Origin of the sequence: Mycolicibacterium fluoranthenivorans, from assembly GCF_011758805.1 — a bacterium.
GTDB classification, from domain to species: Bacteria; Actinomycetota; Actinomycetes; order Mycobacteriales; family Mycobacteriaceae; genus Mycobacterium; species Mycobacterium fluoranthenivorans.
This window is the reverse complement of record NZ_JAANOW010000001.1, coordinates 3,650,403-3,676,494: the sequence shown is the minus strand read 5'-3', so window position 1 is coordinate 3,676,494 and position 26,092 is coordinate 3,650,403. Positions and strand designations below refer to the sequence as shown.

The 26,092-nt window shown below is 65.8% G+C and carries 27 protein-coding genes, 1 tRNA gene and 1 pseudogene; 18 read left to right on the top strand and 11 right to left on the bottom strand.

The genetic code is table 11. The annotated features are described in order from the left end of the window. The first annotated feature begins 57 nt into the window (after window positions 1-57). Window positions 58-759, top strand: a complete 702-nt coding sequence (gene msrA, locus FHU31_RS17945) for a peptide-methionine (S)-S-oxide reductase MsrA (protein ID WP_263987833.1) — start codon at window positions 58-60, stop codon at window positions 757-759. Between the two features lie 8 nt (window positions 760-767). Beyond that, window positions 768-2,492 (top strand): cytochrome c biogenesis protein CcdA, encoded by a 1,725-nt coding sequence (locus FHU31_RS17940; protein ID WP_167160421.1) that lies wholly within the window; start codon window positions 768-770, stop codon window positions 2,490-2,492. 21 nt (window positions 2,493-2,513) lie between these two features. On the opposite strand, the gene FHU31_RS17935 is transcribed toward FHU31_RS17940, so the two are convergent. Further along, window positions 2,514-3,257, bottom strand: a complete 744-nt coding sequence (locus FHU31_RS17935; protein WP_167160419.1) for an O-methyltransferase — start codon at window positions 3,255-3,257, stop codon at window positions 2,514-2,516. Between the two features lie 89 nt (window positions 3,258-3,346). Here FHU31_RS17935 and FHU31_RS17930 point away from each other — a divergent pair, with 89 nt between their 5' ends. The 10 genes from FHU31_RS17930 (at window position 3,347) to FHU31_RS17885 (ending at window position 11,166) form a co-directional block, all read left to right on the top strand. Beyond that, the gene (locus tag FHU31_RS17930; protein WP_167160417.1) at window positions 3,347-4,228 is read left to right on the top strand and encodes a ParA family protein; all 882 of its coding nucleotides are present in this window, start codon (window positions 3,347-3,349) and stop codon (window positions 4,226-4,228) included. After that, window positions 4,225-5,037 carry a segregation/condensation protein A gene (locus FHU31_RS17925; protein ID WP_167160416.1) on the top strand — a complete coding sequence of 271 codons (813 nt, stop codon included), beginning with the start codon at window positions 4,225-4,227 and terminating at the stop codon, window positions 5,035-5,037. The genes FHU31_RS17930 and FHU31_RS17925 overlap by 4 nt, the downstream gene beginning before the upstream one ends. Further along, the gene (gene scpB / locus FHU31_RS17920; protein WP_167160414.1) at window positions 5,037-5,777 is read left to right on the top strand and encodes an SMC-Scp complex subunit ScpB; all 741 of its coding nucleotides are present in this window, start codon (window positions 5,037-5,039) and stop codon (window positions 5,775-5,777) included. The genes FHU31_RS17925 and scpB overlap by 1 nt, the downstream gene beginning before the upstream one ends. A gap of 1 nt (window position 5,778) precedes the next feature. Continuing rightward, window positions 5,779-6,522, top strand: a complete 744-nt coding sequence (locus tag FHU31_RS17915; protein ID WP_167160412.1) for a pseudouridine synthase — start codon at window positions 5,779-5,781, stop codon at window positions 6,520-6,522. Then, entirely contained in the window at window positions 6,519-7,205 is a 687-nt protein-coding gene (gene cmk, locus FHU31_RS17910) for a (d)CMP kinase (RefSeq protein WP_167160410.1), read from the top strand. The genes FHU31_RS17915 and cmk overlap by 4 nt, the downstream gene beginning before the upstream one ends. After that, on the top strand, window positions 7,202-8,629 hold the full coding sequence (gene der, locus FHU31_RS17905; protein ID WP_167160408.1) for a ribosome biogenesis GTPase Der: 1,428 nt from the start codon (window positions 7,202-7,204) through the stop codon (window positions 8,627-8,629). Before cmk ends, der begins: the two co-directional genes overlap by 4 nt. A gap of 54 nt (window positions 8,630-8,683) precedes the next feature. Beyond that, on the top strand, window positions 8,684-9,466 hold the full coding sequence (locus FHU31_RS17900) for a sulfite exporter TauE/SafE family protein (protein WP_263987834.1): 783 nt from the start codon (window positions 8,684-8,686) through the stop codon (window positions 9,464-9,466). Between the two features lie 199 nt (window positions 9,467-9,665). Continuing rightward, window positions 9,666-10,601 carry a sulfite exporter TauE/SafE family protein gene (locus FHU31_RS17895; protein ID WP_167160406.1) on the top strand — a complete coding sequence of 312 codons (936 nt, stop codon included), beginning with the start codon at window positions 9,666-9,668 and terminating at the stop codon, window positions 10,599-10,601. Window positions 10,602-10,641: 40 nt separating this feature from the next. After that, window positions 10,642-10,715 (top strand) — tRNA-Pro (locus FHU31_RS17890). A gap of 193 nt (window positions 10,716-10,908) precedes the next feature. Continuing rightward, window positions 10,909-11,166 carry a DUF3297 family protein gene (locus tag FHU31_RS17885; protein ID WP_090361319.1) on the top strand — a complete coding sequence of 86 codons (258 nt, stop codon included), beginning with the start codon at window positions 10,909-10,911 and terminating at the stop codon, window positions 11,164-11,166. Window positions 11,167-11,415: 249 nt separating this feature from the next. On the opposite strand, the gene FHU31_RS17880 is transcribed toward FHU31_RS17885, so the two are convergent. Beyond that, window positions 11,416-11,874: a MarR family winged helix-turn-helix transcriptional regulator gene (locus tag FHU31_RS17880; RefSeq protein WP_167160404.1), complete on the bottom strand. Its 459-nt coding sequence runs from the start codon at window positions 11,872-11,874 to the stop codon at window positions 11,416-11,418. 61 nt (window positions 11,875-11,935) lie between these two features. Between FHU31_RS17880 and FHU31_RS17875 the strand changes: the two genes are divergently transcribed. Beyond that, window positions 11,936-12,307 carry a VOC family protein gene (locus FHU31_RS17875; RefSeq protein ID WP_167160402.1) on the top strand — a complete coding sequence of 124 codons (372 nt, stop codon included), beginning with the start codon at window positions 11,936-11,938 and terminating at the stop codon, window positions 12,305-12,307. Between the two features lie 86 nt (window positions 12,308-12,393). On the opposite strand, the gene FHU31_RS17870 is transcribed toward FHU31_RS17875, so the two are convergent. Continuing rightward, entirely contained in the window at window positions 12,394-13,197 is an 804-nt protein-coding gene (locus FHU31_RS17870) for an RsiV family protein (RefSeq protein ID WP_167160400.1), read from the bottom strand. A 256-nt stretch (window positions 13,198-13,453) separates the two neighbouring features. On the opposite strand from FHU31_RS17870, the gene FHU31_RS17865 reads away from it, so the two are divergent. Then, on the top strand, window positions 13,454-13,924 hold the full coding sequence (locus FHU31_RS17865; protein WP_167160398.1) for a hypothetical protein: 471 nt from the start codon (window positions 13,454-13,456) through the stop codon (window positions 13,922-13,924). Between the two features lie 45 nt (window positions 13,925-13,969). Here the strand turns inward: FHU31_RS17865 and FHU31_RS17860 are convergent, their stop codons facing one another. Further along, complete coding sequence (locus FHU31_RS17860; protein ID WP_167160396.1) at window positions 13,970-14,761, bottom strand: ABC transporter permease; 792 nt, start codon at window positions 14,759-14,761, stop codon at window positions 13,970-13,972. A gap of 53 nt (window positions 14,762-14,814) precedes the next feature. Continuing rightward, window positions 14,815-15,858 (bottom strand): zinc-dependent alcohol dehydrogenase, encoded by a 1,044-nt coding sequence (locus FHU31_RS17855; RefSeq protein WP_167160394.1) that lies wholly within the window; start codon window positions 15,856-15,858, stop codon window positions 14,815-14,817. Between the two features lie 320 nt (window positions 15,859-16,178). On the opposite strand from FHU31_RS17855, the pseudogene FHU31_RS17850 reads away from it, so the two are divergent. Both FHU31_RS17850 and FHU31_RS17845 read left to right on the top strand, forming a co-directional pair. Then, a pseudogene (locus FHU31_RS17850) lies at window positions 16,179-16,380 on the top strand (cold-shock protein). A gap of 145 nt (window positions 16,381-16,525) precedes the next feature. After that, complete coding sequence (locus FHU31_RS17845) at window positions 16,526-17,671, top strand: fatty acid desaturase family protein (RefSeq protein ID WP_167160392.1); 1,146 nt, start codon at window positions 16,526-16,528, stop codon at window positions 17,669-17,671. An 8-nt stretch (window positions 17,672-17,679) separates the two neighbouring features. Here FHU31_RS17845 and FHU31_RS17840 read toward each other — a convergent pair whose 3' ends face one another. From FHU31_RS17840 to FHU31_RS17815, 6 genes are all read right to left on the bottom strand, one after another. Beyond that, on the bottom strand, window positions 17,680-19,494 hold the full coding sequence (locus FHU31_RS17840) for an AMP-dependent synthetase/ligase (protein WP_167160390.1): 1,815 nt from the start codon (window positions 19,492-19,494) through the stop codon (window positions 17,680-17,682). Window positions 19,495-19,520: 26 nt separating this feature from the next. Beyond that, window positions 19,521-20,342 carry a universal stress protein gene (locus FHU31_RS17835; protein ID WP_167160388.1) on the bottom strand — a complete coding sequence of 274 codons (822 nt, stop codon included), beginning with the start codon at window positions 20,340-20,342 and terminating at the stop codon, window positions 19,521-19,523. Next, the gene (locus FHU31_RS17830; RefSeq protein WP_167160386.1) at window positions 20,339-21,061 is read right to left on the bottom strand and encodes a BON domain-containing protein; all 723 of its coding nucleotides are present in this window, start codon (window positions 21,059-21,061) and stop codon (window positions 20,339-20,341) included. The genes FHU31_RS17835 and FHU31_RS17830 overlap by 4 nt, the downstream gene beginning before the upstream one ends. 30 nt (window positions 21,062-21,091) lie before the next feature. Next, window positions 21,092-21,955 (bottom strand): universal stress protein, encoded by an 864-nt coding sequence (locus FHU31_RS17825; RefSeq protein ID WP_167160384.1) that lies wholly within the window; start codon window positions 21,953-21,955, stop codon window positions 21,092-21,094. Between the two features lie 327 nt (window positions 21,956-22,282). Beyond that, the gene (locus FHU31_RS17820; RefSeq protein WP_167160382.1) at window positions 22,283-23,170 is read right to left on the bottom strand and encodes an NAD(P)H nitroreductase; all 888 of its coding nucleotides are present in this window, start codon (window positions 23,168-23,170) and stop codon (window positions 22,283-22,285) included. A 5-nt stretch (window positions 23,171-23,175) separates the two neighbouring features. Next, window positions 23,176-24,045 (bottom strand): Crp/Fnr family transcriptional regulator, encoded by an 870-nt coding sequence (locus FHU31_RS17815; protein WP_167160380.1) that lies wholly within the window; start codon window positions 24,043-24,045, stop codon window positions 23,176-23,178. A gap of 175 nt (window positions 24,046-24,220) precedes the next feature. Between FHU31_RS17815 and FHU31_RS17810 the strand changes: the two genes are divergently transcribed. Beyond that, window positions 24,221-25,585, top strand: a complete 1,365-nt coding sequence (locus FHU31_RS17810) for a WS/DGAT/MGAT family O-acyltransferase (protein ID WP_167160379.1) — start codon at window positions 24,221-24,223, stop codon at window positions 25,583-25,585. 168 nt (window positions 25,586-25,753) lie between these two features. After that, window positions 25,754-26,047, top strand: a complete 294-nt coding sequence (locus tag FHU31_RS17805) for a hypothetical protein (RefSeq protein WP_167160377.1) — start codon at window positions 25,754-25,756, stop codon at window positions 26,045-26,047. Window positions 26,048-26,092: the final 45 nt, after the last annotated feature.

Below are 26,092 nucleotides of genomic sequence, written 5' to 3'. Positions count from 1 at the left end.
ATTCTCCGCACCGATCCGCGGTTAGCCTGAGTCGAGAACCACTGACAAGGAGGCGACGTGGGTAGATCACGGGTGCTGGCGGTGCTGGCCGGTGCACTGTGCGTATTCACCACCGCATGCACCGGCCTGACACCATCCGCCGTCGGCACGGCCCCGCCCGATGTCCCCAAGGTCACCGTGGACCAGGCCGACACGGCGGACACGGCGGCGACCGCGGTGCTGGCGGGCGGCTGCTTCTGGGGCATGCAGGGCATGTTCGAACACGTCAAAGGCGTCAATCGGGTGCTGGCCGGCTACACCGGCGGTGACGCGCAGACCGCCCACTACGACGAGGTCAGCGCCGACGACACCGGCCACGCCGAGTCGGTGCAGATCACCTACGACCCACACCAGATCACCTACGGCACCCTGCTGCAGATCTTCTTCTCCGTCGCGCACGACCCCACCGAGGTCAACAGGCAGGGGCCGGATTCGGGTACCCAGTACCGGTCGGCGATCTTCCCGCAGGACGCCGACCAGGCGCGGATCGCCGCCGCCTACATCGCGCAACTCGGTGCGAGTCAGGTGTTTTCGGCCCCGGTTGCGACCACGGTCGAAGCCGGACGCACCTTCTACCCGGCGGAGGACTACCACCAGGACTACATGGCGGCGAACCCGACGGATTCGTACATCTCCGTCAACGACATGCCCAAGCTCGCTCAACTCAAACTCCGGTACCCGGATCTTTACCACGAGCCGCCCGTTCTGGTGAAAGGCTGACCGACACCATGTGGACCCTCATCGGCATCGGTCTGGTCGGCGGTCTGATCACCGGGATCTCGCCGTGCATCCTGCCGGTTCTGCCGGTGATCCTGCTCTCGGGCGCGCAAGGTGCCCGCGTCACCGGTGGACGGCCGGCGGCGGCGGTCGACACCCTGACCCGCCCGTCACGCACCGAGGTGCTGCGTCCCTACCTGGTGATCACCGGACTGGTGCTCAGTTTCAGCGCGGTCACCCTGGCCGGGTCAACCCTGTTGTCACTGCTGCACCTCCCGCAGGACGCCATCCGGTGGCTGGGGCTGATCGCGTTGACGGCGATCGGCGTGGGATTGATCTTCCCGCGAGTCGAGACCTGGCTGGAGAAGCCGTTCGCCAAACTGCCGCAGCGACAACTGAACTTCGGCCAGAGTGGCTTCGGGCTGGGCCTTGCCCTGGGCGTCCTCTACGTCCCGTGCGCCGGGCCGGTGCTGGCGGCCATCGTCCTGGCCGGGGCGACCGGTGACATCGGCTGGCCCACCATCGCGCTGACACTGTCCTTCGCGGTCGGGGCGGCCATCCCGCTGCTGGTGTTCGCGCTCGCCGGCCGCCGGATCGCCGAGCGGGTGCGGGCATTCCACCGCCGCCAGCGCGAGATCCGCGTCGTCTCCGGGGTGGTGACGATCCTGCTCGCCGTCGCCCTGGTCTTCGACCTGCCGGCCGTCGTGCAGCGGGCGATACCGGACTACACCGCGGCGTTGCAGAACAAGGTGGACACCCGCCCGCTGAACCTGAGCGGTCAGGCCGACGAGAGCAACGCCGCCCTGTCCCGGTGCACCGATGGGGCGGCCGAGTTGCAGAACTGCGGCACCGCACCCGATATCAGCGGGATCACGGCCTGGCTCAACACCCCGGGCGGCGCGCCGATCGATCTGAAAGCGTTGCGCGGCAAGGTGGTACTCATCGATTTCTGGGCCTACTCCTGCATCAACTGCCAGCGCAGCATCCCGCACGTCCTCGGCTGGTACAACGCGTACCGGGAGCGGGGATTCGAGGTCGTCGGCGTCCAGACACCCGAGTACGCCTTCGAGCGCGAGAAGGACAACGTGGCCGCCGCCGCTGCCGACCTGAAGATCGACTACCCGATCGGGCTGGACAACGACTACACCACGTGGACCAACTTCCGAAACCAGTACTGGCCGGCCCACTACCTGATCGACGCCGACGGTGTCGTCCGGCACATCAAGTTCGGTGAGGGTGACTATGACGGCACGGAAAGGCTGATCCGGCAACTACTTTCGCAGGCACACCCGAATGCCGCGCTGCCACCGAGCGTGGACGCCCCCGACACCACACCGACGTCGGCGCTGACCCCGGAGACCTACCTCGGGGCGCAGAACGCGTCGAATTACGGTGGGTCCGGTGGCTACACCGCGGGCGCCGCCACCTACGACTTCCCGGCTCAGCTGCCGCAGGACAGCTTCGCGCTGCGCGGATCGTGGAACGTGGACAGTCAATCCGCCACCGCTACAGGCGAGGGCGACACCATCGGCCTGAACTTCCACGCCCGCGACGTCTATCTGGTGGTCGGCGGCACTGGAACCGTCAGCGTGACGCGGAACGGCGGGACCACGACGATTCCGGTCTCGGGGCCGCCGAACATGCGGCAGATCGTCGGCGGGGACGCTGCCGGCGCCGGGCACGTCGAGGTCGCGCTGACCCGCGGACTGCAGGCCTACTCATTCACCTACGGGTGAGCGCCGCCTGCCCGGCGCCGATCAGGCGCCCAGGTACTGCGACTCCAGCACCAGATCCGGCAGCAGCGTCTGGTACTCGGCATGCGTGTGGTGTTCGACGGTCTGCCAGCTGCGGCCCTCGTGCTGCTTCATGAAGGCGCGGTACTTCGGCGCACCCGGCAGTCTGACGTTGTCGGCGACCACGATCGAACCGGTGTGCAGCCAACCGCGGTCCAGGATGCTCTGCAGGTCGGTCAGATATGCGCTCTTGTCGTGATCGATGAAGACGAAGTCCACCGAGCCGGGGGCGAAGCCGAGCGTGTCCAGGGTGGCGCCGCCGTCACCGAGGGTGCCGACGACGCAGGTGATGCGGTCCCAGACCCCGGCGTGCGCCCAGATCCGGCGCGCGATCTCGGCGTTGGCGGCCGAAAGCTCGACCGAGAAGACCCGGGCCGCGGGGGCGGCGCGGGCAATGCGCAGCGCGCTGTACCCGCAGTAGGTGCCCAGCTCCAGCGCCACGGCGGGATTGGCGCGCTGCACGGCGGCGTCGAGCAGCGCGCCCTTCTCGTCGCCGACGTTGATGAGGAAGGACTGCTCGTAGGCGAACCGGTCGATGGCGGCCAGCACGTCATCGATGTCTCCGGGACGGGACTCGCGCAGGACGTATTCGGCCGCCGCGGCCTCGCGTCCGTCGCCGATCTGACCGGTCCGGCTGATGTTGCGGGCGCCCCAGGCCAACCGTAGGAAGGACCAGCGCAGAAAGGGGGCACGCCGTGTGAGACCCATATCGTGACCTTACCCAGCGGGTCTGCGGTGTCAGGCCCATCTCCACGGCTAGACTCTGCTGCGATGTTCGCCGAGGAGGAAGGGGCCGCATGAGCGACGACGGCAGCCTCCACCTCGGTATCGAGCCGCAGCCCGAAGTGGGCCTCACCGGTCGCCCGGCCCGCGATATCCCCGAGCCGACCCCGCGCAGCACGCACGGTCCGGCCAAGGTGATCGCGATGTGCAACCAGAAGGGCGGCGTCGGCAAGACCACGTCGACCATCAATCTGGGTGCCAGCCTGGCCGAATACGGCCGGCGCGTGCTGTTGGTCGACCTGGATCCCCAGGGTGCGCTCTCCGCGGGGCTGGGCGTTCCGCACTACGAGCTGGAACACACGGTGCACAACCTGCTGATCGAACCGCGGGTGTCCATCGACCAGGTCCTCATCAAGACCCGGATCAGCGGCCTGGACCTGGTGCCCAGCAATATCGACCTGTCCGCCGCGGAGATTCAGCTGGTCAACGAGGTGGGCCGCGAGCAGTCGCTGGCCCGCGCGCTCTATCCGGTGCTGGACCGTTACGACTACGTGTTGATCGACTGCCAGCCGTCGCTGGGGCTGCTCACCGTCAACGGCCTGGCCTGCGCGGATGGGGTGATCATCCCCACCGAATGCGAGTTCTTCTCACTGCGCGGGCTGGCCCTGCTCACCGATACCGTCGACAAGGTTCGTGACCGGCTCAACCCCAAGCTCGAGATCAGCGGCATCCTGGTCACCCGCTACGACCCGCGCACGGTGAACGCGCGTGAGGTGATGGCCCGGGTGGTGGAACGCTTCGGTGATCTGGTCTTCGATACCGCCATCGCCCGCACCGTGCGGTTTCCAGAAACCAGTGTCGCCGGCGAGCCCATCACCACCTGGGCGCCGAAATCCAGTGGCGCCCAGGCGTATCGGTCGTTGGCTCGCGAGGTCATCTACCGGTTCGGCGTGTGACCGCCGAACCCGAGCCGGCCGCCGCGCAAACGGGTTTCCAAGTCCGGCTGAGCAATTTCGAAGGTCCGTTCGACCTGCTGCTGCAGCTGATCTTCGCTCATCGCATGGACGTGACCGAGGTCGCACTGCACCAGGTGACCGACGACTTCATCGCCTACACGAAGGTCATCGGTCGTCAGCTCGAGCTCGACGAGACGACGGCGTTTCTGGTGATTGCCGCCACACTTCTGGATCTCAAGGCTGCCCGGCTGCTACCCGCAGGTGAGGTGCAGGACGAAGAAGATCTGGCACTGCTGGAGGTGCGCGACCTGTTGTTCGCCCGGCTGCTGCAGTACCGGGCGTTCAAACATGTCGCCGAAATGTTCGCCGAGCTGGAGGCCGCGGCGCTGCGCAGCTATCCGCGCTCGGTGGCGTTGGAGGCGCGCTTCGAAGAGCTGTTACCCGAGGTCACACTGGGTGTGGACGCCATGCGGTTCGCCGAGATCGCGGCGTCGGCGTTCACGCCGCGGCCCGTGCCGACGGTGCGGTTGGACCATCTGCACGTGCAGTCCGTATCGGTGCCCGAGCAGGCGATGCGGCTGATGGGGCTGCTGGAGACACGCGGGATCGGCGGTTGGTCGTCGTTCGGCGAGCTGGTCGCCGGTTGCGACGTCATGCAGATCGTCGGCAGCTTCCTGGCGTTATTGGAGCTCTACCGGGCCAGGGCGGTAACATTCGAGCAACCAGAACCGCTTGGTGTGCTCCAGGTTTCGTGGACCGGAGATCGGCCTACCAACGAACACCTCGCCGCCGCAGTGGAAGAAGACTGATGACCGACGACATGACCGACACGGAACCACGTGTCGATCTGGGCACCGAGGTCGCTGAAGCGTCTGAACTCGACGACGAGTCGGGTCCCGCCCCGGAGGTCCAGCTCGACGACGCCGAGCTGTACTCGGTGCTGGAGGCGCTGCTGCTCGTGGTCGACACCCCCGCACCGGTGGACATCCTGGCCTCGGCGGTGCAGCAGTCCGCCGAACGGGTGGAGGCGACGCTGCGGCAGTTGGCAGCCGAGCTGGCTGCCCGCGACAGCGGCATCGACCTGCGCGAGACCGGTGGCGGATGGCGGATGTACACCCGCGCCAAGTACGCCCCGTACGTGGAGCGGCTGCTGCTCGACGGTGCCCGGACCAAGCTCACCCGGGCGGCGTTGGAGACGCTGGCGGTGGTGGCCTACCGGCAGCCCGTGACACGCGCCCGGGTGAGCGCGGTGCGCGGCGTGAACGTCGACGCGGTCATCCGCACCCTGCTGGCGCGCGGCCTGATCATCGAGGCAGGTACGGACGGTGACAGCGGGGCAGTGACTTTCGCCACCACCGAGCTGTTCCTGGAACGACTCGGGCTGTCGTCACTGACCGATCTCCCCGATATCGCGCCACTGTTGCCCGATGTCGACGTGATCGACGATCTGAGCGAAAACCTCAGCGATGAGCCGAGATTCGCCAAGCTTGAAGGTGCGGCAGCAGTGCCGCCTCAAGCGCCCCCCGCCATCGATGTGGACAAGGACTGACATGACCGAGCAAGAAGGCGTGCGACTGCAGAAGGTGCTGTCGCAGGCCGGGGTCGCCTCGCGCCGCGTGGCCGAACGGATGATCCTGGACGGCCGGGTCGAGGTCGACGGACGGATCGTCACCGAACTCGGCTCCCGGGTGGACCCGGAGAACGCCGAGATCCGGGTGGACGGCACGCGCATCCGGTTGAACGACGACCTGATGTATCTGGCGATCAACAAGGAACGCGGGATGCATTCGACGATGTCCGATGACCGGGGCCGGCCCTGTGTCGGGGACCTGGTGGAGCACCGGGTGCGCGGTAACAAGCACCTGTTCCACGTCGGCCGGCTGGACGCCGACACCGAAGGACTGTTGATCCTCACCAACGACGGTGAGTTGGCGCACCGGTTGATGCACCCGTCCTATGAGGTGCCCAAGACCTATGTGGCGACGGTGTTGGGCAATGTGCCGCGCGGGCTGGGAAAGAAGCTCAAGGCCGGTGTGGAACTGGACGACGGGCCGGCGGCCGTCGACGACTTCGCCCTGGTCGACACGTTGCCGGGCAAGACGCTGGTGCGGGTGACGCTGCATGAAGGACGTAAGCGGATCGTGCGCCGACTGCTGGCAGCGGTGGGTTTCCCGGTCCAGGCTTTGGTGCGCACCGATATCGGTTCGGTGAATCTGGGTGAGATGCGGCCGGGCAGTATCCGGGTGTTGACCCGCAAGGAGATCGGCGAGTTGTACAAGGCGGTGGGGATGTGAGCGAGGCGTTGACGGTGGCCCTGGACGGGCCCGCGGGGACTGGAAAGTCTTCGGTATCAAGGGGGTTGGCGCACGCTCTGGGTGCCCGGTACCTCAATACCGGTGCCATGTACCGGATCGTCACGTTGGCGGTGCTGCGCGCCGGGGTTGATCTGTCGGACACCGATCGGGTGGCGGAGGTGGCCGATGAGGTCGATCTGGCCGTCGGATACGACCCCGATTTCGACACCGCTTTCCTTGCCGGCGAAGATGTTTCGCACGAGATTCGCGGCGATGAGGTGACCGCGGCGGTCTCCGCAGTTTCGGCGGTACCCGCAGTGCGGGCGAGGCTGGTCCAACTGCAGCGCGAGCTGGCCGCCGGCGAAGGCGCGGTAGTGGTCGAGGGCCGCGATATCGGCACCGTGGTGCTGCCCGACGCGGACGTGAAGATCTATCTGACCGCGTCTGCCGAGGAACGGGCCCGGCGGCGCAACGCACAGAACATCGCCAACGGACTGCCCGACGACTACGAAGCGGTGCTCGCCGATGTGGTGCGGCGCGATCACCTGGACTCCTCGCGCGCGGTATCGCCGATGCGGGCGGCCGAGGATGCGCTGATCGTCGACACCAGTGCGATGTCCGAGTCCGAGGTCGTGACCCACTTGGAGGATCTCGTGGTCCAGCGTGCCGGAGCGTGCCCATGACCGAGACTGATGCCGGTTCCCCGGCGGACGGCACCTGGTCCGACGAGAGCGACTGGGAGGTCGGCTTTTCCGACGAGGAAGCCGTCGACGACGACGAGGTCCATGCGCCGCCGCCGGTGATCGCCGTCGTCGGTCGGCCCAACGTCGGCAAATCGACTCTGGTGAACCGCATCCTGGGGCGCCGGGAGGCTGTGGTGCAGGACATCCCGGGCGTCACCCGCGACCGGGTGTCCTATGACGCCAGCTGGCTGGGACGGCGCTTCGTCGTGCAGGACACCGGCGGCTGGGAGCCCGACGCCAAGGGTTTGCAGCAGAAGGTGGCCGAGCAGGCTTCGGTGGCGATGCAGACCGCCGACGCGATCATCATGGTGGTCGACGCCGTGGTCGGGGCGACCGCAGCCGATGAAGCGGCGGCCAAACGGCTGCAGCGCGCCGGCAAGCCGGTGTACCTGGCCGCCAACAAGGTGGACAACGACCGCACCGAGGCCGAGGCCGCAGCGCTGTGGTCGCTCGGGCTGGGGGAGCCGCACCCGATCAGTGCCATGCACGGGCGGGGAGTGGCCGACCTGCTCGATCTGGTCACCGAAGACCTGCCCGAGGTCTCCGAGGTGCGCGGCGGGCCGGGTGGACCGCGCCGCGTCGCTCTGGTCGGCAAGCCCAACGTCGGTAAGAGTTCACTGCTGAACAGGCTGGCCGGTGATGAGCGCTCCGTCGTGCACGATGTGGCGGGCACCACCGTCGATCCCGTCGACTCGCTGATCGAATTGGGCGGCAAGCCTTGGCGTTTCGTCGACACCGCCGGGTTGCGGCGCAAGGTGGGCCAGGCCAGCGGTCATGAGTTCTACGCGTCGGTGCGCACGCACAGCGCCATCGATGCCGCCGAGGTGGTCTTGGTGCTGATCGACGGATCGCAGCCACTCACCGAACAGGACCAGCGGGTGCTGACGATGGTGATCGAGGCGGGCCGCGCCCTGGTACTGGTCTTCAACAAGTGGGACCTGGTCGACGAGGACCGCCGATATCAGCTGGATCGCGAGATCGACCGTGAGCTGGCGCAGGTGCAGTGGGCGCCTCGGGTGAACATCTCGGCCATGACCGGCCGTGCGGTGCAGAAACTCGTTCCGGCGCTGGAGACGTCGCTGGCGTCCTGGGACAGGCGAATTTCGACCGGCCGGCTGAACACCTTCATCAAGGAGGTCGTGGCGGCACACCCGCCGCCGGTGCGTGGCGGTAAGCAGCCCCGGATCCTGTTCGCCACCCAGGCGACCACCCGGCCGCCGACGTTCGTGTTGTTCACCACCGGGTTCCTGGAAGCCGGATACCGGCGGTTCCTGGAGCGCAGGTTGCGTGAGACGTTCGGTTTCGAGGGCAGCCCGGTGCGGATCAATGTGCGAGTCCGAGAGAAGCGCGGAGCGAAGCGCTAGCGGAGCGACCATGCAGCACAGGGCTCCGTCCATATCGTGAGTAGGGTGCTCTGAGTGTCTGTTGCGCACATGGTGCTCATCGCGCTGGCCGGTGTCGGTGCCGGCGCGATCAACGCGGTCGTCGGTTCCGGAACACTGATCACGTTCCCCACGCTGGTGGCGCTCGGTTTTCCACCGGTCACCGCGACGATGTCCAACGCCGTCGGTTTGGTGGCCGGTGGGGTATCGGGCACCTGGGGTTACCGGCAGGAACTGCGCGGCCAGTGGGACCGGCTGAAATGGCAGATCCCTGCCTCGTTGACCGGGGCCGCGTTGGGCGCCTGGCTGCTGCTGCACCTGCCGGAGAAGGTGTTCACCCAGATCGTGCCGGTCCTGTTGATCGGGGCACTGATCCTGGTGATCATCGGCCCGCGCATCCAGAATTGGGCGCGGCGGCGTGCCGAGGTGTCCGGCCAGTCCGCAGAGCACGTCTCGACGCGCCGAATGATTGCGGTGGTGCTGGCCACCTTCGCAGTCGGCGTGTACGGCGGGTACTTCACCGCTGCCCAGGGGATTCTGCTGATCGGCGCGATGGGGGCGCTGCTGCCGGAGTCGATGCAGCGCATGAACGCGGCCAAGAATCTGCTGTCGCTGCTGGTCAACGTGGTTGCCGCGGTGGCCTACACGGCGGTGGCGTTCGACCGGATCAGCTGGGTAGCTGCCGGACTGATCGCTATCGGGTCGTTGATCGGTGGCTTCCTCGGTGCCCATTACGGCCGGCGGTTGTCACCCAACGTGCTGCGTGCGGTCATCGTCGCAGTGGGATTGATTGGGCTTTACCGGTTGTTGTCCCTGTAGTCTGTCGACGGCTTGTAATAAGGAGGACACCGATGGCTGAGCGCGCTCTTGCGGCCTCGCCGTCCGCGTTGTCCGCGCTGGAGCCCTTCTGGCCGTCGCGCCGCCTGATGGCTTTCGACGAGTGGTGTTGTCCGCGTCCCTGACGCCCCCACCCGTCCATCCGGTCGCCGCCAGGTGACCGAACCCCCTGAAAGCAGCCATGCGTTCGCTTCTCATCTTCACGCTCGTCGGTGTCGGCGCGCAGCTCGTCGACGGTGCCCTCGGTATGGCGTTCGGTGTCACCGCCTCGACACTGCTGGTGCTGTCCGGCGTCGGGGCGGCGCAGGCCAGTGCCGCGGTGCACCTCGCCGAGGTCGGCACCACCTTCGCCTCGGGGATGTCGCACTGGAAGTTCAAGAACATCGACTGGGCGCTGGTGGCCAAGCTCGGAGTTCCCGGCGCCATCGGTGCGTTCCTGGGCGCCACGGTGTTGTCCTCGCTGTCCACCGAGCACGCGGCCCCGCTGATGGCGGCCATTCTGCTGGGCATCGGTGTGTATGTGCTGCTTCGTTTCTCGATGCGGACACCGCTGAACTTCGGGGTGCGGGGGACCAGTCACAGTGCGAAGTTCCTCGCCCCGCTGGGTTTGTTCGGTGGATTCATCGATGCTTCCGGTGGTGGCGGCTGGGGGCCGGTGACCACCAGCACGCTGTTATCTCAAGGCAAGACCGCGCCGCGCACCGTGATCGGGTCGGTGAGCGCCTCGGAGTTCCTGGTGTCGGTGTCGGCATCGCTGGGGTTCCTGGTCGGTCTGCGGCAGGACTTCCTGGATCACTGGCCCGTCGTGGTCGGCCTGATGGTCGGCGGTGTCATCGCAGCGCCGCTGGCCGCCTGGCTGGTCAGCCGGGTCAGTCCGGCGCTGCTCGGTACGGGCGTCGGTGGCGTGATCGTGCTGACCAACAGTCAGAAGCTGCTCATGTACTTCGGCGTGCACGCGCCGGTATCGACGGTGATCTACGCCGGCATCGCGGCGGTGTGGGCGGCGCTGGTGGTGTACGCCTGGCGGGTGTCGCGAGCGCCCGAGGCAGCCGAGCCCGTCGCGGCCGAGCGCCCGGCGGAAACCGATGGGGCGATTGTGGTCGGGCGGCCCGGCTGAGGTAGAGTTTCGCTCGCTGCCGGCGATCCCGGCGGCACCGCGGGCTGTGGCGCAGCTTGGTAGCGCACTTGACTGGGGGTCAAGTGGTCGCAGGTTCAAATCCTGTCAGCCCGACAAAAAGACCAGCCTTGAGCTGGTCTTTTTTGTCTTTGGGGAATCGCGCGGATGTGCGACGAGGCCCCGGCCAACGCGATGCACTCCACGGGCGCGGCACGCCAAGACCTACGTGGAACCCGCGACCACACGGTCGCGTAGGTTCTCAGAGAATCAAAATCGAAATCCCACGCAGCATTCAACGAAAGCCATCATGTCCCAGGATCAGAACACCGACGTTCCACCGAATCACCTCTCCATCGATCCGCGTAGTCCGTTCTATAGCGAAGAGGCGCTCCTGCGCGGCGTGGGCATTCGCTTCAACGGCGCCGAGAAGACCAACGTGGTCGAGTACGACGTTGCCGAGGGTTGGGTGCGTGTGGAAGTCCCTACCGCCAAGGATCGCCGCGGAAATCCGATGGTCGTCAAGCTCAGCGGCACGGTAGAACCCTATTTCCGCCAAGCGGAATAGCGGACGTTCGCGATCCCGACACGTTCGCAAGAGCGAACAAAGAGGGTCAGCGCGCCCGAGTTCATCGAGCCTGTAAGCACAAACAGACCGTTCGTCACATCCGTGCCCCAGGTCGCATCGGGTTGTGATGTGCGGCGCTGGGTCGACGCCGGCGCGGACACCGTTGTACTGCAGCCCAGCTCCGGCGCGGCCATGAGGACTTCGTGCGGTTCGTCGGAGCCGTGCTCGCCAGGGCCAGGTGTTAGCGAGCTACGCACCCGCGCTGTCATTGCGCAGAGAACGAATCATGGTCTGCAGTGCGTGAAACACCCGTGCCTGCTCGGCCTCGGACAAGCTGGACAGCATTCTGTCCTCGACAGCCCGGACCGCCGTCGTCGCCGTCTGTAGAGCCTTGCGGCCGCGAGGCGTGAGTCGGGTGGGAAGAGCCTTTCCCACGGGCGCCTCCTCTGGTCTGCTGACGAAGCCCTCGCGTTCCAAGGTCTGCAGCAGCACGTTCATCGACTGCCGCGTCACGAACGCACCCCGCGCGAGTTCGGAGTTCGACAAGCCTGGTCGTTGAGCCAGTAGCTCCAGGCAGGCGTAGCGCGTGATGTTCATCCCGAGCGGTCGCAGCACCTCCTCCATGGCTGCGCGCAGAGCACTCGAGGCCTCTTTCAATGCGTAACCCAGTGACGTGCCGACGTCGATGCCACCACCGTCTTGACCCATGTCAGTATTCTGACATATGGTCGTGAATGTCAGGAAACTGACATGATGAAAGGAATGCACCATGCCCGTCACCGGCCCCGATTTCATCTCACTGCAGGCGCGCGACCTCGACGCCTCCCAGTCCTTCTACGAGCAGTACCTCGGCCTCGTCCGCTCGCCGGTCGGGCCCCCGCACGCGGTCGTCTTCGAGACCAAGCCGATCGCATTCGCGCTGCGCGACGTCGTTGCCGGCACCGATCTTGCCTCCGCTGCGCGGCCCGGCATCGGTGCCGCAATCTGGCTGCACGCCGACGACGTTCAAGACATCCACGACGCGCTCGTCGCCGACGGGCACGCCATCGTTTCCGCACCGATCGACGGACCCTTCGGCCGAACCTTCACCTTCGCCGACCCCGACGGGTACCACATCACGCTTCACGACCGCACGGACTAGAGGAACTGACCTTCCGCCGCGACATTGCAGTTACTGCGCGAAAGTGCGAGTGCCGAGCGCACTCACTGCAATGTCGCGCGACGGGGTCAGGCGATCATCGGGTCGATCGCCGACCGGGGCACCAGCACGTGCAAACCCCCGGCCGAGGCGGGCAGCAACACGCCCTGGTCGAAGAAGAAGATCACCCCGTCGTTGACGATCGCGAAGTTCTGGTAGTTGGCGGGGTTGTACAGCGCGGCCTGCGCGAACGGCAGCGGAGGTGGCGGCGGCGCCGTGGTGGTGCTGGTCGGCGTTGTCGTCGCCGGCTGCCCCGGTTGCGTCGGAGCCGTGGTCGCGACCGGTGGCGGCGGTGCCAGCTGCTGCTGCAGTTCAGTCTGGACGATCGGCGCGACGGTCTTCAGGGGATCGTCCACCCGCCACAACGGCGCATGTTCTTTGTCGTCCGGCGCGGCCGTGTAGGTGATCGCCTTGCGATAGCTCTGGTCCCAGTTGAACGCCTTGTACGTCGTCTGCGGCTGGCTCCCGCCGAGGTCCTGGGTCACCGTGAACACCACCGCCTGCGTGCCGCGCGGCGGAACCGACGAGTTGTACTTCGTCGGCTTGATGCTCAACTCGTACGGTGAGGTGTGGGGCGCGCCGGACTTGGCCGAGTTGAGGAACGCGTCGCGTGTCTGCGAGATGTAGTCGGCGACCGACTTCTGGTCGGGGTAGTCCAGCGGAATGCTGATGTCGACGCTGTACGCGGGATCGGAGAGTTGGATCTCACACGTGCTGCCGGTGTTGCCGCCTTTGAGGTCGGCGCAGTAGTCCTTCGGGGCCGCCACCGCCACGCCGGAGCAACCGAATGTGGCGGCCACCGTGACGACCACTGCCACGCTGAAAGAGCGCATGGGTAATACCTCCTAGCAAACGCGGCAACGCGCCGCGACCAAGAGATTAACGTGCCTCCCGGCCGGCAAAGCTGGCTGGGAGGAAGAACCGCTGCACACCGAGGTCACGGTGGAGGTTCGGGTGACCATCGTCCTTCACCGGCAGGACATCGGTCCCTAGCTCCAGGGGCCGGTGCGGGGGTCGAATGACTCAGGGGATCTCGTGGGTCCCCACCAGGTCACCGCCGGCGTAGCCGATGTCCGAAGGAGACGCACCATGAGAGCGTTACCGCACCTCCACACCCGCACGAGCCTGTTCGCCCGAGTGCTCGGGCCCTACCTTCTCGTTGCCGCGTCCACGATGCTGACGCGCGCCTCCGCCCTGCGGACACTGCTGGCTGAATTTGACGCGAACGTCGTATGGCCGTGGGTCGCCGGTGCATTCGTCCTGCCGATAGGTCTGACCATCATCGTTTTGCACCCGTACTGGCGTGGGGCTCCCGCGGCGATCGTCTCACTGTTGGGATGGCTCACCGCATTCAAGGGTGTGGCACTGATGACCTTCCCGTATGCCTACCTGTCCTGGGGAAACGACGTCGTTGCCCAGGCGCCCTGGTGGCAGGTGGGCACGGTGATCGTCGCCCTGGCCGGGCTCTATCTGAGCATCGTCGGTTGGGCCACTGCCGTGGGCCGTCCGGCATCACTCCCAGCAGCACGAGCAGCGGGCGATATGCCCCGCGCGGCCTAGATGTCCCGTTGTGAGACAACAGAAGTGGGCCGCGTAAGAAGGCTCTCATCCTCTGGTCGGTGGGTTCCACCGTCGCCACGGCGCGTCGTGAGCTCGGTCGGTACGGTTGATCTTGCCTGATGCGATCAACTCCAGCGTTGCGGCGACTGCGCAGGTCTGCGACAGCAGTATCGACACCAGGATCAGGATCTGGACTGCGCCGGCTTGCATCGCAGATCCGGTACTGAGCAGCACCCCGACGAAGGCGCCGGGGAGGGTAACCACACCCACCGTCCTGGTTTGGTCGAGGTTGGGCAGGAGTGCGTCCGCGCCAGTAGGACCGATGATTTCCATCCGCGCGAGCCGGTCGCTGAATCCGAGGCTGAGTAATGCCTCGACCTCGCCGGCACGGGTAGCAAGCGTGTCGAGTGCCCGCCGTGCAGCCACCGCGACGGCGGTCATGGTGCTTCCCAGCAGGATGCCGGCAATAGGCACGATGGCGATACCGGTGATGGGCACCAGCCCGGTTGAAAGCAGCAGTGGCACTACCGAAATCATGCCTGATGCGAGCGCTACCGCGAGTAGCCAGGAACGGTTGCACCGGCTGCGGCGCGCTGCGGTCACCGTCGCGGCGACGAACATGATCCCCAGCACCACGAGTGACGTCCGCAGGTTGCTCAGCGCGGTAGCCAGAATGGCGGCGACCGCAACAAGCTGCAGTACTGCGCGCACCGCGGCGCGTGGCACCGTCCACGCCGAGCCGAGCGCTGTTGACCAGTAGATGGCCGCGGCGGCAAGCACCATCGCCGCGCACACGACCATCATTGTCGGGCCTACGAGGTGTGGCGACAGCTGCATCAGGTCGATTCTCCTGCAGGTGTCCGGGCCTCATAGCGTGACACCCGCGGGGACTACCTGTGAACCGGCGTGGGTGCGTCGAAGTCGACGAGTACTTTGACGATCCCGTCCTCGACGCGGGCGGCGCGTGGAGCGATCTCGGGCAGCCCGTCGAGGTCGATGCGGTGCGAGATGAGCCGGTCGACCTCGATGCGGCGGGCGACGAGCAGGTCGAGCGCGTCGTGGAAGGACCGCAGGCCGGGTTCTGCCTGCGAACCGATCGCTCCGACCAGGTGGAGATTCTTCGCCACCAGACCCAGCACCGACACTTCCAGGTCGCCGGGTTCGTCGTCGGGGAGTCCGTAGATCCCCACGGTGCCGAAGGAGGCGGTTCGCTGCCAGCACTTACGGCGTACTCCCGGCATGCCGGAGGCGTCGATGCTGAGCTCGACCGGGGGAGTGCCGTCCTCGTCCGGGATTGCGCCGAAGGATGTCGCCAGTCGGCGGCGATGCTCATCCGGCTCGGACACGTAGATCTGTTCACAGCCGCGTTCGCGGAGCAACTGGATGAACATCAGACCGGCCGGTCCGGCACCGGCGACGAACGCGCTGCGCGGCGGCTGCGGCGAAGGCCAGAAGTTGCGCAGTGCATAGATCACCGTGCCGAGCTGCTGCGCGAAGACGCCGATGTCCGACGGCAACGCCGCGGGAATGGGCACGACGTTGGTCTCCCGCGCCAGTTGGTAGGGCGCGAAGACCTTACCGTCGGTGGGGAAGGGCACGTGCAGAACACGGTCGCCTTGGGCGAACCGGCCGGAGTCGCAATGTTGCACCACTCCGACTGATTCGTGGCCGAACACGTCGGTGTCGTTGCCGTACGACTGTGCTCCGCGGAACCGGTGCAGGTCGGTGCCGCACAGCGCGGAGACGACGGTCCGCAACAGCAGCTCGCCGGCCCCCGGGGTGGGCACGGCGCGCTGTTGAACCGCCAACTCGCCATTGGCCTGCACGCAGATCGCCGGCATGGATACCGCCGCCGCGGTTGCGGGCCGAGTGGACGCGGTCGAGACGTCGCGCAGCAGTGACCGGGGCCCGCCCTGCGCCGGAAGGTGAGTCATGATGTCCCATTGCGAGTAGTTGTTGTCCGAGAAACAACTTGATCGGACCACGTGGTGACAGTCGGTACTAGGGCCGGAAGTCCTTGCGCAGAAAACTTTTCGCTATTCCCAGCGGGAGGGGTTCGACGGGGAACTAAACGCAGCCGGTCGGCGTTGTACATATCAGGTCGATGGTTTCAAGTGTTCGTGTTCGTACACGCTCGCGCAGAACTTGGTGCGGGCGTCTTTTTCTTGTTGCAGGACAACTCAGAAGCAGCCGTCTCAACCAATCGGCTGCCGGTCCGCGCAGTGCGGACCGCAATCCTGACAAGGAGAAGCAAATGACACAGGGAACTGTGAAGTGGTTCAACGCTGAGAAGGGCTTCGGCTTCATCGCTCAGACCGAGGGCCCGGATGTGTTCGTCCACTATTCCGAGATCGACGGCGGAGGCTTCCGCAGCCTCGAAGAGAATCAACGGGTCGAGTTCGAACTCAACCCAGGGCGCCAAGGGCGCGCAGGCCAGCCGCGTTCGGGCACTCTGACCCTCCACGCGCCATGACGGAAATGGGACCCGCGCGTCACGCGCGGGTCCCATTTCCACCGTGATCGGCGACTCACCGCAGCCGCTGGATCAATGAAGGCCAGATCCTGGCCCATTTCATTCGCACGACCGAGGACAACTTCGCCATGGCCATCACCAATCTTGATCGCTATAAGCACCTGAGCCCGAACGATATCCAGAATCTCGGCGAGGAACTCGATGCCATCCGGCGCAGCGTCGAGGATTCGCTCGGAGCGCATGATGCCGCCTACATTAGGGGCACCATCAGGTTCCAACGGATACTCGGCCTCGCGGCGCGTTTTCTCATCGCGGGAAGCCGGTCGAAAACCGGCTGGGCCCTCGGCACCGCCGCGCTGGCCTATTCCAAGAGCGTCGAAAACATGGAGATCGGCCACAACGTGTCCCACGGTCAGTGGGACTGGATGAATGACCCGGAGATTCACTCGACCACCTGGGAGTGGGACATGGTTGCCCCTTCTGCGCAGTGGAAGACCTCGCACAACTACCGCCACCACGTTTTCACCAACGTGCTGGGCGAGGACGATGATATCGGCTTCGGCGTGATGCGAGTGACCCGCGATCAGCCGTGGCGGCGACGGTATCTGTTGCAGCCGCTGCAGAATATTCTGCTGGCCTTGACCTTTGAATGGGGTATTGCGCTGCACGGTATCGACCTGAAAGGCGAACGCACCGTGAAGTCCGCCCAGAAGTCAGCGTTGATGGGCAAGATCGCCCGCCAATCGCTCAAGGATTGCGTGCTGTTCCCAGCCCTCAGCGGATCACGCTGGCGCCGAACCCTCGGGGCCGACATCGTGGCCAATCTGCTGCGTAATCTCTGGACATACGTGGTCATCTTCTGCGGTCACTTCCCGGATGGCACTGAGAAATTCACGCCCGAGGTGCTCGACCAGGAAACCAGACCCGAATGGTACCTGCGACAGATGCTGGGGTCGGCGAACTTCAACGCTGGTCCACTGATGGCTTTTTCGAGTGGCAACCTGTGCTACCAGATCGAGCACCACCTCTTCCCCGACCTGCCGAGCAACCGATTGGCTGAGATCGCAGCCCAGGTGCGGGCCCTCTGCGACAAGTACGGATTGCCCTACAACACGGGCTCGCTGGCACAGCAGTACCTTTCCACCTTGCGGACCATCAACAGGCTGGCGCTGCCGGATCGCCCGGCCCCGCTACCGCTCCGGGACGTTCCGACCCCGCCTGAGACACGGAAGACTGCGGCTTTCGCTCTTGCCGGCGGAGGTCTGCTGACCTGAGGGCCGTGTCACTGGTACAGGGACTCCAGCAGTTCGCGGTTCCGTGCGAAGATGATGGGGCGCTTGACTTTCAGAGACGGCGTGAGTTCGCCGGTCTCCACGGACGGATCCCGGTTGAGAATCGCCCATCTCTTGATGGTCTCCCAGCTGTTGAGATCGCGATTGAGCTGCGAGACGTAGTTGTCGATGAGATCGTGGACCGCTGGTGCCTCCCTCAGTTGGTCGTAACCGGCCTCGGCGAGGCCGTGGCTGCTGGCCCACACGCCGATGGCCTCGGGGTCCAACGCGATCAGGGCGACACAATATCGGCGGGACTCGCCGAACACCAGGAACTGACTGACGTACGGGCACAACGCGACGAACTTCGCTTCGATTGCCGTGGGCACTACGTACTTCCCGCCCGAGGTCTTGAACATGTCCTTGATCCGGCCGGTGACCGTGAGGAAGCCGTCGGCGTCGATATCGCCGCAATCACCTGTGCGCAGCCATCCGTCATCGGTGAATGCTGTGGCACTGAGCGAGTCCAAGCCATGGTAGCCGTCCATGACGTTCGGGCCGAGGATCTGAATCTCGTCGTCGGCGCCGATACGGACCTGTGTTCCGGGCAGTGGGCGCCCGACAGTGCCCAGCTTGTACTGGGAGGGAGTGTTGATGGACGCGCCGCCCGAAGTCTCGGTCAGCCCGTAGCCCTCCAAGATGAGCATGCCGGCGTCGAGGAACCACTCTTCGATCTCGCGGTTCAGCGCGGCCGAGCCGCATACGAAGAATCGTATCCTGCCACCGAACACGTTGCGCAGCTTGGCGAGAACCAATCGGTCCCACAGCGCGTGCTCGGCTCTGAGCCGGAGCGGAACCGCAGTGCCGGCTCGTCGTCGGTTGCCCACGGCCTTGGCGACGTGCAGCGCCCGCGCAAGCAGGGTGCGTGCGAACGTCCCCCGGGACTGTGCCGTCGTCAGCAGCCGGGAGTGGGCCTTTTCGAAGACCCGCGGTACCCCGGCCATGAAGGTGGGCCGTACCTCGGCACAGTTGTCCGCGATCGCGTCCAACCGGCCGTCGATCGCGCTGGCGAATCCACATGAGAGCTGGGCCGCGAGCAAGACCTTGCCGAACGAGTGCGCCAACGGAAGCCAGAGCAGTTGGAGGTCATCGGTGCCCAGGACGTCCAGGGCCGCCACCGCCGCACCCTGATACACCCACGCACCGTGTTGCAGGCGCACGCCTTTGGGGACGCCGGTGGTGCCAGATGTGTAGATGACGGTGGCAAGCCGGTCGGGTGTGATCGCCGCGACGGTGTCTCGGACACACTGCGGTTGCGCCCGAAGGTGCTGGGCACCCAATGCGGCCAGGTCATCGAGCGTCATGGCCCAGTCGTCGTCGGCGCTCCCGTCGAACAGGACGACATGGGATAGTTCGGCCAACTCGTTGCGGTGTGCGGCCAACTTCGCCAGCTGACTGGGATTCTCGGCGAACACGATGCGGCACTCGGCATCGCCGAGGATGTAGGCGGTGTCTTCGGCTTTGGTGTTGGCATAGACGGTGGTGGTCGCCGCGCCGGCGCACATGACGGCGAGGTCGGCCAGTACCCATTCGATGCGGGTGCTCGAGGCGATGCCGACGCGCTGTTCGGGTGCTATCCCCAGCGCCAGTAGGCCCGCCGCCAGCGCCTCCACGCGGGCGGCCGCCTCGGCCCAGGTCATCGACGTCCAGGTCGGGCCTTCGCGATATCGGAATGCTTCCCGTCCGGCGGAGGCGCGCACACGGTCGAGGAATAGGGCCCCCACGCTGGGGACATCGAAGTCGATGCGAGTGTCAATGTGAGTCATCGTCGTTGATCGATTCTTGAGGGAGCTCAGTGCCGTACCACGAGCACGGAGCATTCGGGATGCTTGAAGACGGGGTGACCGTGCGGTCCGATGATGTCTGCGACGCGACTCGCATCCTCGGCGTTGATCACGACCATCGCGACGGGTGCGTCCTCGTCCTCGAGGAATCGGGCCAGGCCGGATGCGGTCGTCACCGGTTGCACGCGGACGTCGGGATAGCGTTGCCGCCACGTCTGCATCAGGTCGTCGAGTTCCTCGTGCGGGAGAAGATCGGTACCCTCCTCCCACAGCCCTATCGCCAGCAGCGAACTCCGGCGCAGGCGGGCCTCCTGCATCGCGGCCACCACAGCGTCCTCATCCTGGGGAGATTTCCGGACGGCCACGGCGATCGCGGTGCCGGGGGATCGCCGGCCATCGTCGCGGGACCGGATCACTGCGACCGGACAGGATGCGTTCTCGGTCAACGTCGCAGCGACGCTACCCAACAGGGTCTTGGCTATGGCGCCGATGCCCGAGGAACCGACGCACACCAATTCCGCGGTACGTGACTCGGCCAGCAGTATCTGAGCCGGATCTCCTCCGACGACGGCTGTCTCGACTTCGACATCTTTGCCGGATCGCGTGATCGCGGCATGGGCCTGGCGCAGTGCCGTCTCGCCGTATTCGACACCCAGTGGGATCTCGCCGGCCGTCTGCGACACCGTGGATTCGGGGTCGGCGACATGGACAAGTCGCAGCGGCACGTGTCGTGCGACGGCCTCGTCGATCGCCCATTCGGCGGCCTGTACGGCGGCGTGCGATCCGTCGATGCCGACCACCACCGCGGCGCCTGATCGACTGTCGTTCATTTCGTCCCCCTTGGAGTAGGGCCAAGAGAGTTTCCATGAGCTGCGGACTCCTTGACCACGATGTAGTTGAAGACCTCACTCACATGCGGTGATGACCAGGCGGCGAGGTCGGCTTGGCGCCTGGCCGCCCACGACGGCACGGTCCCGGTGAGCGTGACTCTGTCTTCAGCCACGCGCACGTGGACCGTCTCGGGGTCCAGCAGCGCGTTGCGGGCGATCGCCTGCCTGATGCGTTCCTCGGTGTCGGGTGCAGGCTGCCGCGGGGTGAGGGAGATCGCGTTGTTGACCGACGTGACGCCAAGTAGATGCTGGACCGCACGGGCGGCAGCGCGGCGCTGATAGTCCCATTCGACCACTCCGGTCAGATTCACCTGGTGGCCGACGATCTCGGCCTTGACGGTGTCCGGGATGCTTGCGGTCGAACGCAGTGCGTGTTCGACCTCCCTGGCGATATCGGTCTCGCCGAGCGTGTACGTCGACTTCGGACGCACCCGAATCTCGTTGACGACGGCGGTGACGCCGCGCACGCGAAGCGCGGCCTCACTCGCGGCGGTCCGTTCGCAATACTTGTCGACGTCGCCGGTCAGTACGACCACGCCATGGTCGGCGGTCACTCCGATATGGGCGGCCACCATGTCGGGAGCCCACTCCAGCTCGGCTGTGACAGCGGCCCTCACCTCGGGATCGGAGCGGGTGGGAGTGCGGCTGGTGAGAGTCATGTGGAATCTCCTCTGAGTCGATGCATGTCGTCAGCGGTGTCGTGCAGGTGCGTGTGTCACGCGTACATCGGCGTTCTCTCGGGCCACCAATACGGCGAGGTCCGCTCGATGCGCGTGTGTCACTCCACCGATGATCTGCGCCAGCTCGGTTGACCGGCCGGCGTCGAGGACGACGAGACCGTTGATATCGGGGCTGTTTCGCAGGAACTGCGCCATATCGGTATCGCACGAGATCGGATAGACGTGGACGTCCGGAAACTGCCGCTGCCAGTCAGCCACGAGCCGGTCGAGTTCGTCGCTGGTGGCGTTGTCGCCGTGGGAACTGTGCGTCCCGACGGCCAGCATGGGCCATCTCCGATACCGCGCCTCGGCGATGGCCTCGGTGATGACGGTGCGGTTGCCCTCCGTGTGACGGGTGACCGGCACGACAATCCAGCGCAGTGGATCGTGTTGTGCGACGGTGCTTTCCGCACCGCGGACGACGACCACGGCGCACGCGGCCTCCTCGGCGACAGAGGCCGCCGTCGACCCGAGGATGGCCCTGCTGATCCGGCCTATCCCGGACGATCCGATGCAGATCAGCCCGGCATCCGGGGATTCGGCCAGCAGAACGCCGGCGGGGGAACCCTCGGCGATGGAGGTCTCCACCACCACGCTCGGGTTGCGCTTGGCTATCGCGGTCCGCGCAGCCGCCAGCGCGGCTTTGGCGGAGTCCACATCAGCCTCATACTCACTGGCCGACAGCGTGCCGGTCAGGTCGGTGCGCACGACATAGATCAGCTTCAGCACGGCATGTCGCCGCAATGCCTCCTCGACTGCCCATACCGCCGCATATTGGGCCTGGTCGGAGCCATCGATGCCGACAATGACCGGTTTGGTCGTGACCTCTGACATTTCGCGTCCTCTCGTACCGGAGTCGAGTTCGGAAATGACGTTACGAACCTGGACTTCTGTGCACTGGAGTCTTTGGTCACCGACGTACCGCCAAAGGTCTTCGCCGGGGGCAGGCGTGCCAACAGGACCTTGGGCCCTTCACCACTCGATGCCGGGCCGCTTGGTCTCAGTCGGATACCGCAGGACGAGCGTTGGAGTGGCCATCATGACGAGTGGATGAGCGCTCTTTCTCACGCTACCCACCGCGGTGGCGGCATTCACACGCTCACAGGAAGAGGACGCCGGTGGTCAACCGGTGTGAACACCGGCGCCGGACATGAGATCGGGTTACCGGAGGCGCGGGGACTCGGGCTGAAAGTCCATCACCTGTGCCACGGACTTGCGCGGGGTCATGGTGAAACCGGGCTTCGCTTCGGCCTGACCCACTCTGATCAGCACTTGCGGCGTACCGCGCTGGTCGATGAGGGCGCGCAGGAGTTCCCGGGGCTGCGCAAGCTCGGTCATATGAGACAGGGTGCACGTGGCTTGGCCGGCCATCGTGCATTCGAGCAGGACGGCTGACAGCGCCTCGCCGCAGCGCAGCAGATCGTGGCGATAATCCTCATGGGACGTGGACAGGACAACGGTCTCCGAGTGGTCGAGTTCAGAGGCCCACCAGCATGATTCGGGATGGCCGCGGTGATCCGCGGGGTTCAATTCCTCGGCGAGCTGCCACGTCTCGGCCAGTCGGGGTCTGTCCGGCGGGAGCACCGTGTCGAACATGACGTGATAGGGAATGACCGTTTGGCGCAGTGTCACTTCGAGTCTCGTCCAGTCGGCCGGAGCTTCGAAGGGGCGCAGGTCGGTGTGACGGGCCAGGATGGCTTCAGCCCGCTCGCACGCTTGTACCGATATATCACCGGCGACCGGACGGAAGTGGATTTCGGCCAGGTGCAGCGGGGCGGCGGGATCAGGAAACCGCTGCACATCGGCGACCCATCCCGCGGCGGCCAGCGCAACCACCAGATGATCCAGGGCCGCACCGCAACTCAGGTAGATCTCACGCCCCAGCGGATCCAACGTGGTCAGCGCGCGACCGGGCTCGGCGTAGAGGTTGAGCGTCGATGTCCCTTCGGCGACCCAGCGCCACGGTTGGCTGTTGTGCAGGGAAGGAGCGCGGCAGGCCATCTCCACAGCGTCACTGAGCAGTTGCGGTGGCAGCATCGCGCCCGGCATGGCCGTCACCTCCGTGCCACCGCGGTGTCGAATCGTCCGATGACCGAGGTCCCGAGTTCTGGAAACGCCGAGTGGGCGCGGCGTCGCAGATCGCTCAGGTCGATGATGTCGAAGCCGCCCGGTGTGGTGATGAGCAGGCCGCGCTCGACGAACTTCGCAAGTGCTTGGCTCACCGCCTCCCGTCTGGCGCCGGCGAGCTGAGCGAACTCATGACGCGTGAGTGTGTGCCGCACGCGCACATACCCGTCGGCACTCTCGCCGAATCGCTCGGCCAGCAAGATGATCTGGCGGGCAACCCGGGTCGATACGTCGGCGGCCAGCATGCTGGTGATCTCCGCCTCGCGGCTGCGTATGTGCGCAGCGAGCGCCTGCAACCAGCGCTGGGCCAGGTCGGGATGTTGTCGCGTCAGCCGACGAACCGACTCCCTGGTCAACCACGCTGCCCGAACCAGGGTTTGGCACGTTGCGGTCTGACTGCGCGGACCGGGATCGAAGACCGCAAGTTCGCCGACCACATCGCCGGCACCCATCAAGCCACGCACCACTTCGGTCCCGTTGGCCAGCGTGCACGACACCTTGACCAAGCCCGAGATGATCACGTACACCCGGTCGCCTGGATCGCCTTGGTGGTAGATCTGCTTACCCGAAGGGAAATCCGCGAGATGGAAGTACTTTCCGAACACCTCATCGATGCAAAGGGCGTCTTGAGCTGTCGGCTCGTCGAGCAGCCAACTGTGTGACAGGACGCTTGCCCAGGCTGAGGACGGGCTCGTCGCACGCAACGACGGAAGCTGTGCCACCGTCGCGAATTGCTGATCGACCCGGGCCGCGCGCACCAACGGCGGTTGAGAGCACGTTCGATAGGTGTACTTCACAGCTGAGGCCTTTTCTACGCGACGTCCATCGGCAAGGAACATGATGCCGCCGGTGCATCGGTCCACAGCAGGGCCGAAAGTCCTCTGTCGCGTCACACGCCGCGGATGGAATCTCCCGGCGGATCGGTGACTTTCGCCTCTGTGCGTTCGGCTGTGGACGGCGAACAGTCGTCGCATGGAACGACTATCGCCTCTGGATTCGGCGTTTCTCGAAGCCGAGGATTCCGACCGACACGTGAGCCTTGCCCTCGGGGCGGTGGCGGTGATGGATGGCCCGATGCCGGAATTCGACAGTGTTGGCGCCGCGATCGCGGAGCGGGTCGCTCGGGTCGAGCGCTTCCGGCAGGTGTTGCAGGTACACCGTCTCGATCTGGGCGCCCCGCACTGGGCGGAGGATCCCACGTTCGACCCGCATCGCCATATTCATCGGGCCGCCCTTCCACACGGTGGTGACGACCAGGCACTGTTCCGGTTCGTCGCCGATGTCATGGAACGCCGGCTCGACCGGGACCGGCCGCTGTGGGAATGCTGGATCATCGAAGGTGTGGCCGGCGGCCGCTGGGGTCTGCTGATGAAGATGCACCACTGCATCGCAGACGGTATCGCGACCATGCAGATGTTCGCCGGCCTCAGTGATTCGGGAAGCCCGGACACGTTCGCCACCGACATCCGGGCGTCCAGAGTGACTGCCAGCGCCCCCGACGTGCGTGGAGTGGTGCTGAATCCGCTGGAATGGCCGGGGGCACTCTGGCATGTCGCCACGACCCTCACCGATACGGCGTCACGGTCGGTCGCAGGTGCGTTGCAGATCGCCGGGGGACTGCTGAACCCGGCAGCAGAATCGTCGCTGACGGGACCGGTGACGACGATGAGGCGGTTCAGCGCCGCACATGTTCGACTTCGCGACGTGGAGCGAATTCAGAGCAGGTTCGATGTCACGCTCAACGACGTCGCCCTGGCCGCCATCACCTCCAGCTACCGGGATGCCCTGATTCGCCGCGGAGAAGAGCCGCAGAAGACGTCGCTTCGGACCTTGGTACCGGTGTCCGTACGCGCCACCGACGCAATGAATCTCACCGACAATCGGGTATCGCTGATGCTCCCGTTGCTCCCCGTCGACAAAGACGATCCGCTGGAGCAGCTTCAATCGGTGCGCCACCGACTGACCAGGTCGAAGAAGGCCGGCCAACGTGAGGCGGTGAGCATCTTCGTCACCGCGGTCGGCGCGCTGCCCTTCGCCCTGACGGCATGGGCGGCCAGGGCATTGATGCGGCTCCCGCAACGAGGTGTCGTGACGTTCGCGACGAACGTTCCCGGGCCGCGCCGGCGCCTGAAGATCATGGGCTGCAGGGTGGCGCGAATACTCCCCATTCCACCCATCGCGCTCCAGTTGCGCACGGGTATCGCGATTCTGAGCTACGCCGACAGTCTGTACTTCGGCATCACCGCCGACTACGACGCTGCGCCGGATGTCGATGAGCTGGCGCGGGGAATCGAACAAGCGATTGACCGGCTTGTCGCACTGACCGAACGCCCGTAGCAGTGGACCCGACACGAAAGGAAGCTGATCGGTTGGGGTCGCTTCGAAGCCGACGACGCCCGGCGAGGACCAACGTCCGCGACACCTAGGGACCTTGGTCGCTATCGGGACGAAGACCAGGCGAATAGCGTTGGCAGCGGCAGGAAAACCACCCGATAAGGAGCCGAAATGACCGAGACGACAACGGAACAGAAATCCCCTGGAACGCAACCGGCCGAACTGTTCGACGAGGTTCGTGAGTCCGCTCGGACGGGCCAGCACGCAGCGGCGGAGGCCCTGCGCAAGTTCAGCCACACCCTTGATGAGGCGATCCCCGAGGCGGTCCAGCCGCTCCGGACGAAGATCATCGACGCCGCGATCGATTTGGCCGACACCCTGGCCGCCGCCCAGTATCAGTTCAACCGCAAGCTCATTCGCAGTGCGGATCGGGCACTGACGCGGTCAGAAGGCGACCAGAAGTAACAAGCGCGGGGCTGTGGCCTGGCGCTATCGTCTCGATTGAGAGGG

Bases quoted from the DNA above. Each gene is read 5' to 3' on its own strand.
- FHU31_RS17940 (WP_167160421.1), top strand. From the start codon at position 768: ATGTGGACCCTCATCGGCATCGGTCTGGTCGGCGGTCTGATCACCGGG.
- FHU31_RS17935 (WP_167160419.1), bottom strand. From the start codon at position 3,257: ATGGGTCTCACACGGCGTGCCCCCTTTCTGCGCTGGTCCTTCCTACGG.
- FHU31_RS17930 (WP_167160417.1), top strand. From the start codon at position 3,347: ATGAGCGACGACGGCAGCCTCCACCTCGGTATCGAGCCGCAGCCCGAA.
- scpB (WP_167160414.1), top strand. From the start codon at position 5,037: ATGACCGACGACATGACCGACACGGAACCACGTGTCGATCTGGGCACC.
- FHU31_RS17915 (WP_167160412.1), top strand. From the start codon at position 5,779: ATGACCGAGCAAGAAGGCGTGCGACTGCAGAAGGTGCTGTCGCAGGCC.
- der (WP_167160408.1), top strand. From the start codon at position 7,202: ATGACCGAGACTGATGCCGGTTCCCCGGCGGACGGCACCTGGTCCGAC.
- FHU31_RS17895 (WP_167160406.1), top strand. From the start codon at position 9,666: ATGCGTTCGCTTCTCATCTTCACGCTCGTCGGTGTCGGCGCGCAGCTC.
- FHU31_RS17885 (WP_090361319.1), top strand. From the start codon at position 10,909: ATGTCCCAGGATCAGAACACCGACGTTCCACCGAATCACCTCTCCATC.
- FHU31_RS17880 (WP_167160404.1), bottom strand. From the start codon at position 11,874: ATGGGTCAAGACGGTGGTGGCATCGACGTCGGCACGTCACTGGGTTAC.
- FHU31_RS17875 (WP_167160402.1), top strand. From the start codon at position 11,936: ATGCCCGTCACCGGCCCCGATTTCATCTCACTGCAGGCGCGCGACCTC.
- FHU31_RS17870 (WP_167160400.1), bottom strand. From the start codon at position 13,197: ATGCGCTCTTTCAGCGTGGCAGTGGTCGTCACGGTGGCCGCCACATTC.
- FHU31_RS17865 (WP_167160398.1), top strand. From the start codon at position 13,454: ATGAGAGCGTTACCGCACCTCCACACCCGCACGAGCCTGTTCGCCCGA.
- FHU31_RS17860 (WP_167160396.1), bottom strand. From the start codon at position 14,761: ATGCAGCTGTCGCCACACCTCGTAGGCCCGACAATGATGGTCGTGTGC.
- FHU31_RS17855 (WP_167160394.1), bottom strand. From the start codon at position 15,858: ATGACTCACCTTCCGGCGCAGGGCGGGCCCCGGTCACTGCTGCGCGAC.
- FHU31_RS17845 (WP_167160392.1), top strand. From the start codon at position 16,526: ATGGCCATCACCAATCTTGATCGCTATAAGCACCTGAGCCCGAACGAT.
- FHU31_RS17840 (WP_167160390.1), bottom strand. From the start codon at position 19,494: ATGACTCACATTGACACTCGCATCGACTTCGATGTCCCCAGCGTGGGG.
- FHU31_RS17835 (WP_167160388.1), bottom strand. From the start codon at position 20,342: ATGAACGACAGTCGATCAGGCGCCGCGGTGGTGGTCGGCATCGACGGA.
- FHU31_RS17830 (WP_167160386.1), bottom strand. From the start codon at position 21,061: ATGACTCTCACCAGCCGCACTCCCACCCGCTCCGATCCCGAGGTGAGG.
- FHU31_RS17825 (WP_167160384.1), bottom strand. From the start codon at position 21,955: ATGTCAGAGGTCACGACCAAACCGGTCATTGTCGGCATCGATGGCTCC.
- FHU31_RS17820 (WP_167160382.1), bottom strand. From the start codon at position 23,170: ATGCCGGGCGCGATGCTGCCACCGCAACTGCTCAGTGACGCTGTGGAG.
- FHU31_RS17810 (WP_167160379.1), top strand. From the start codon at position 24,221: ATGGAACGACTATCGCCTCTGGATTCGGCGTTTCTCGAAGCCGAGGAT.
- FHU31_RS17805 (WP_167160377.1), top strand. From the start codon at position 25,754: ATGACCGAGACGACAACGGAACAGAAATCCCCTGGAACGCAACCGGCC.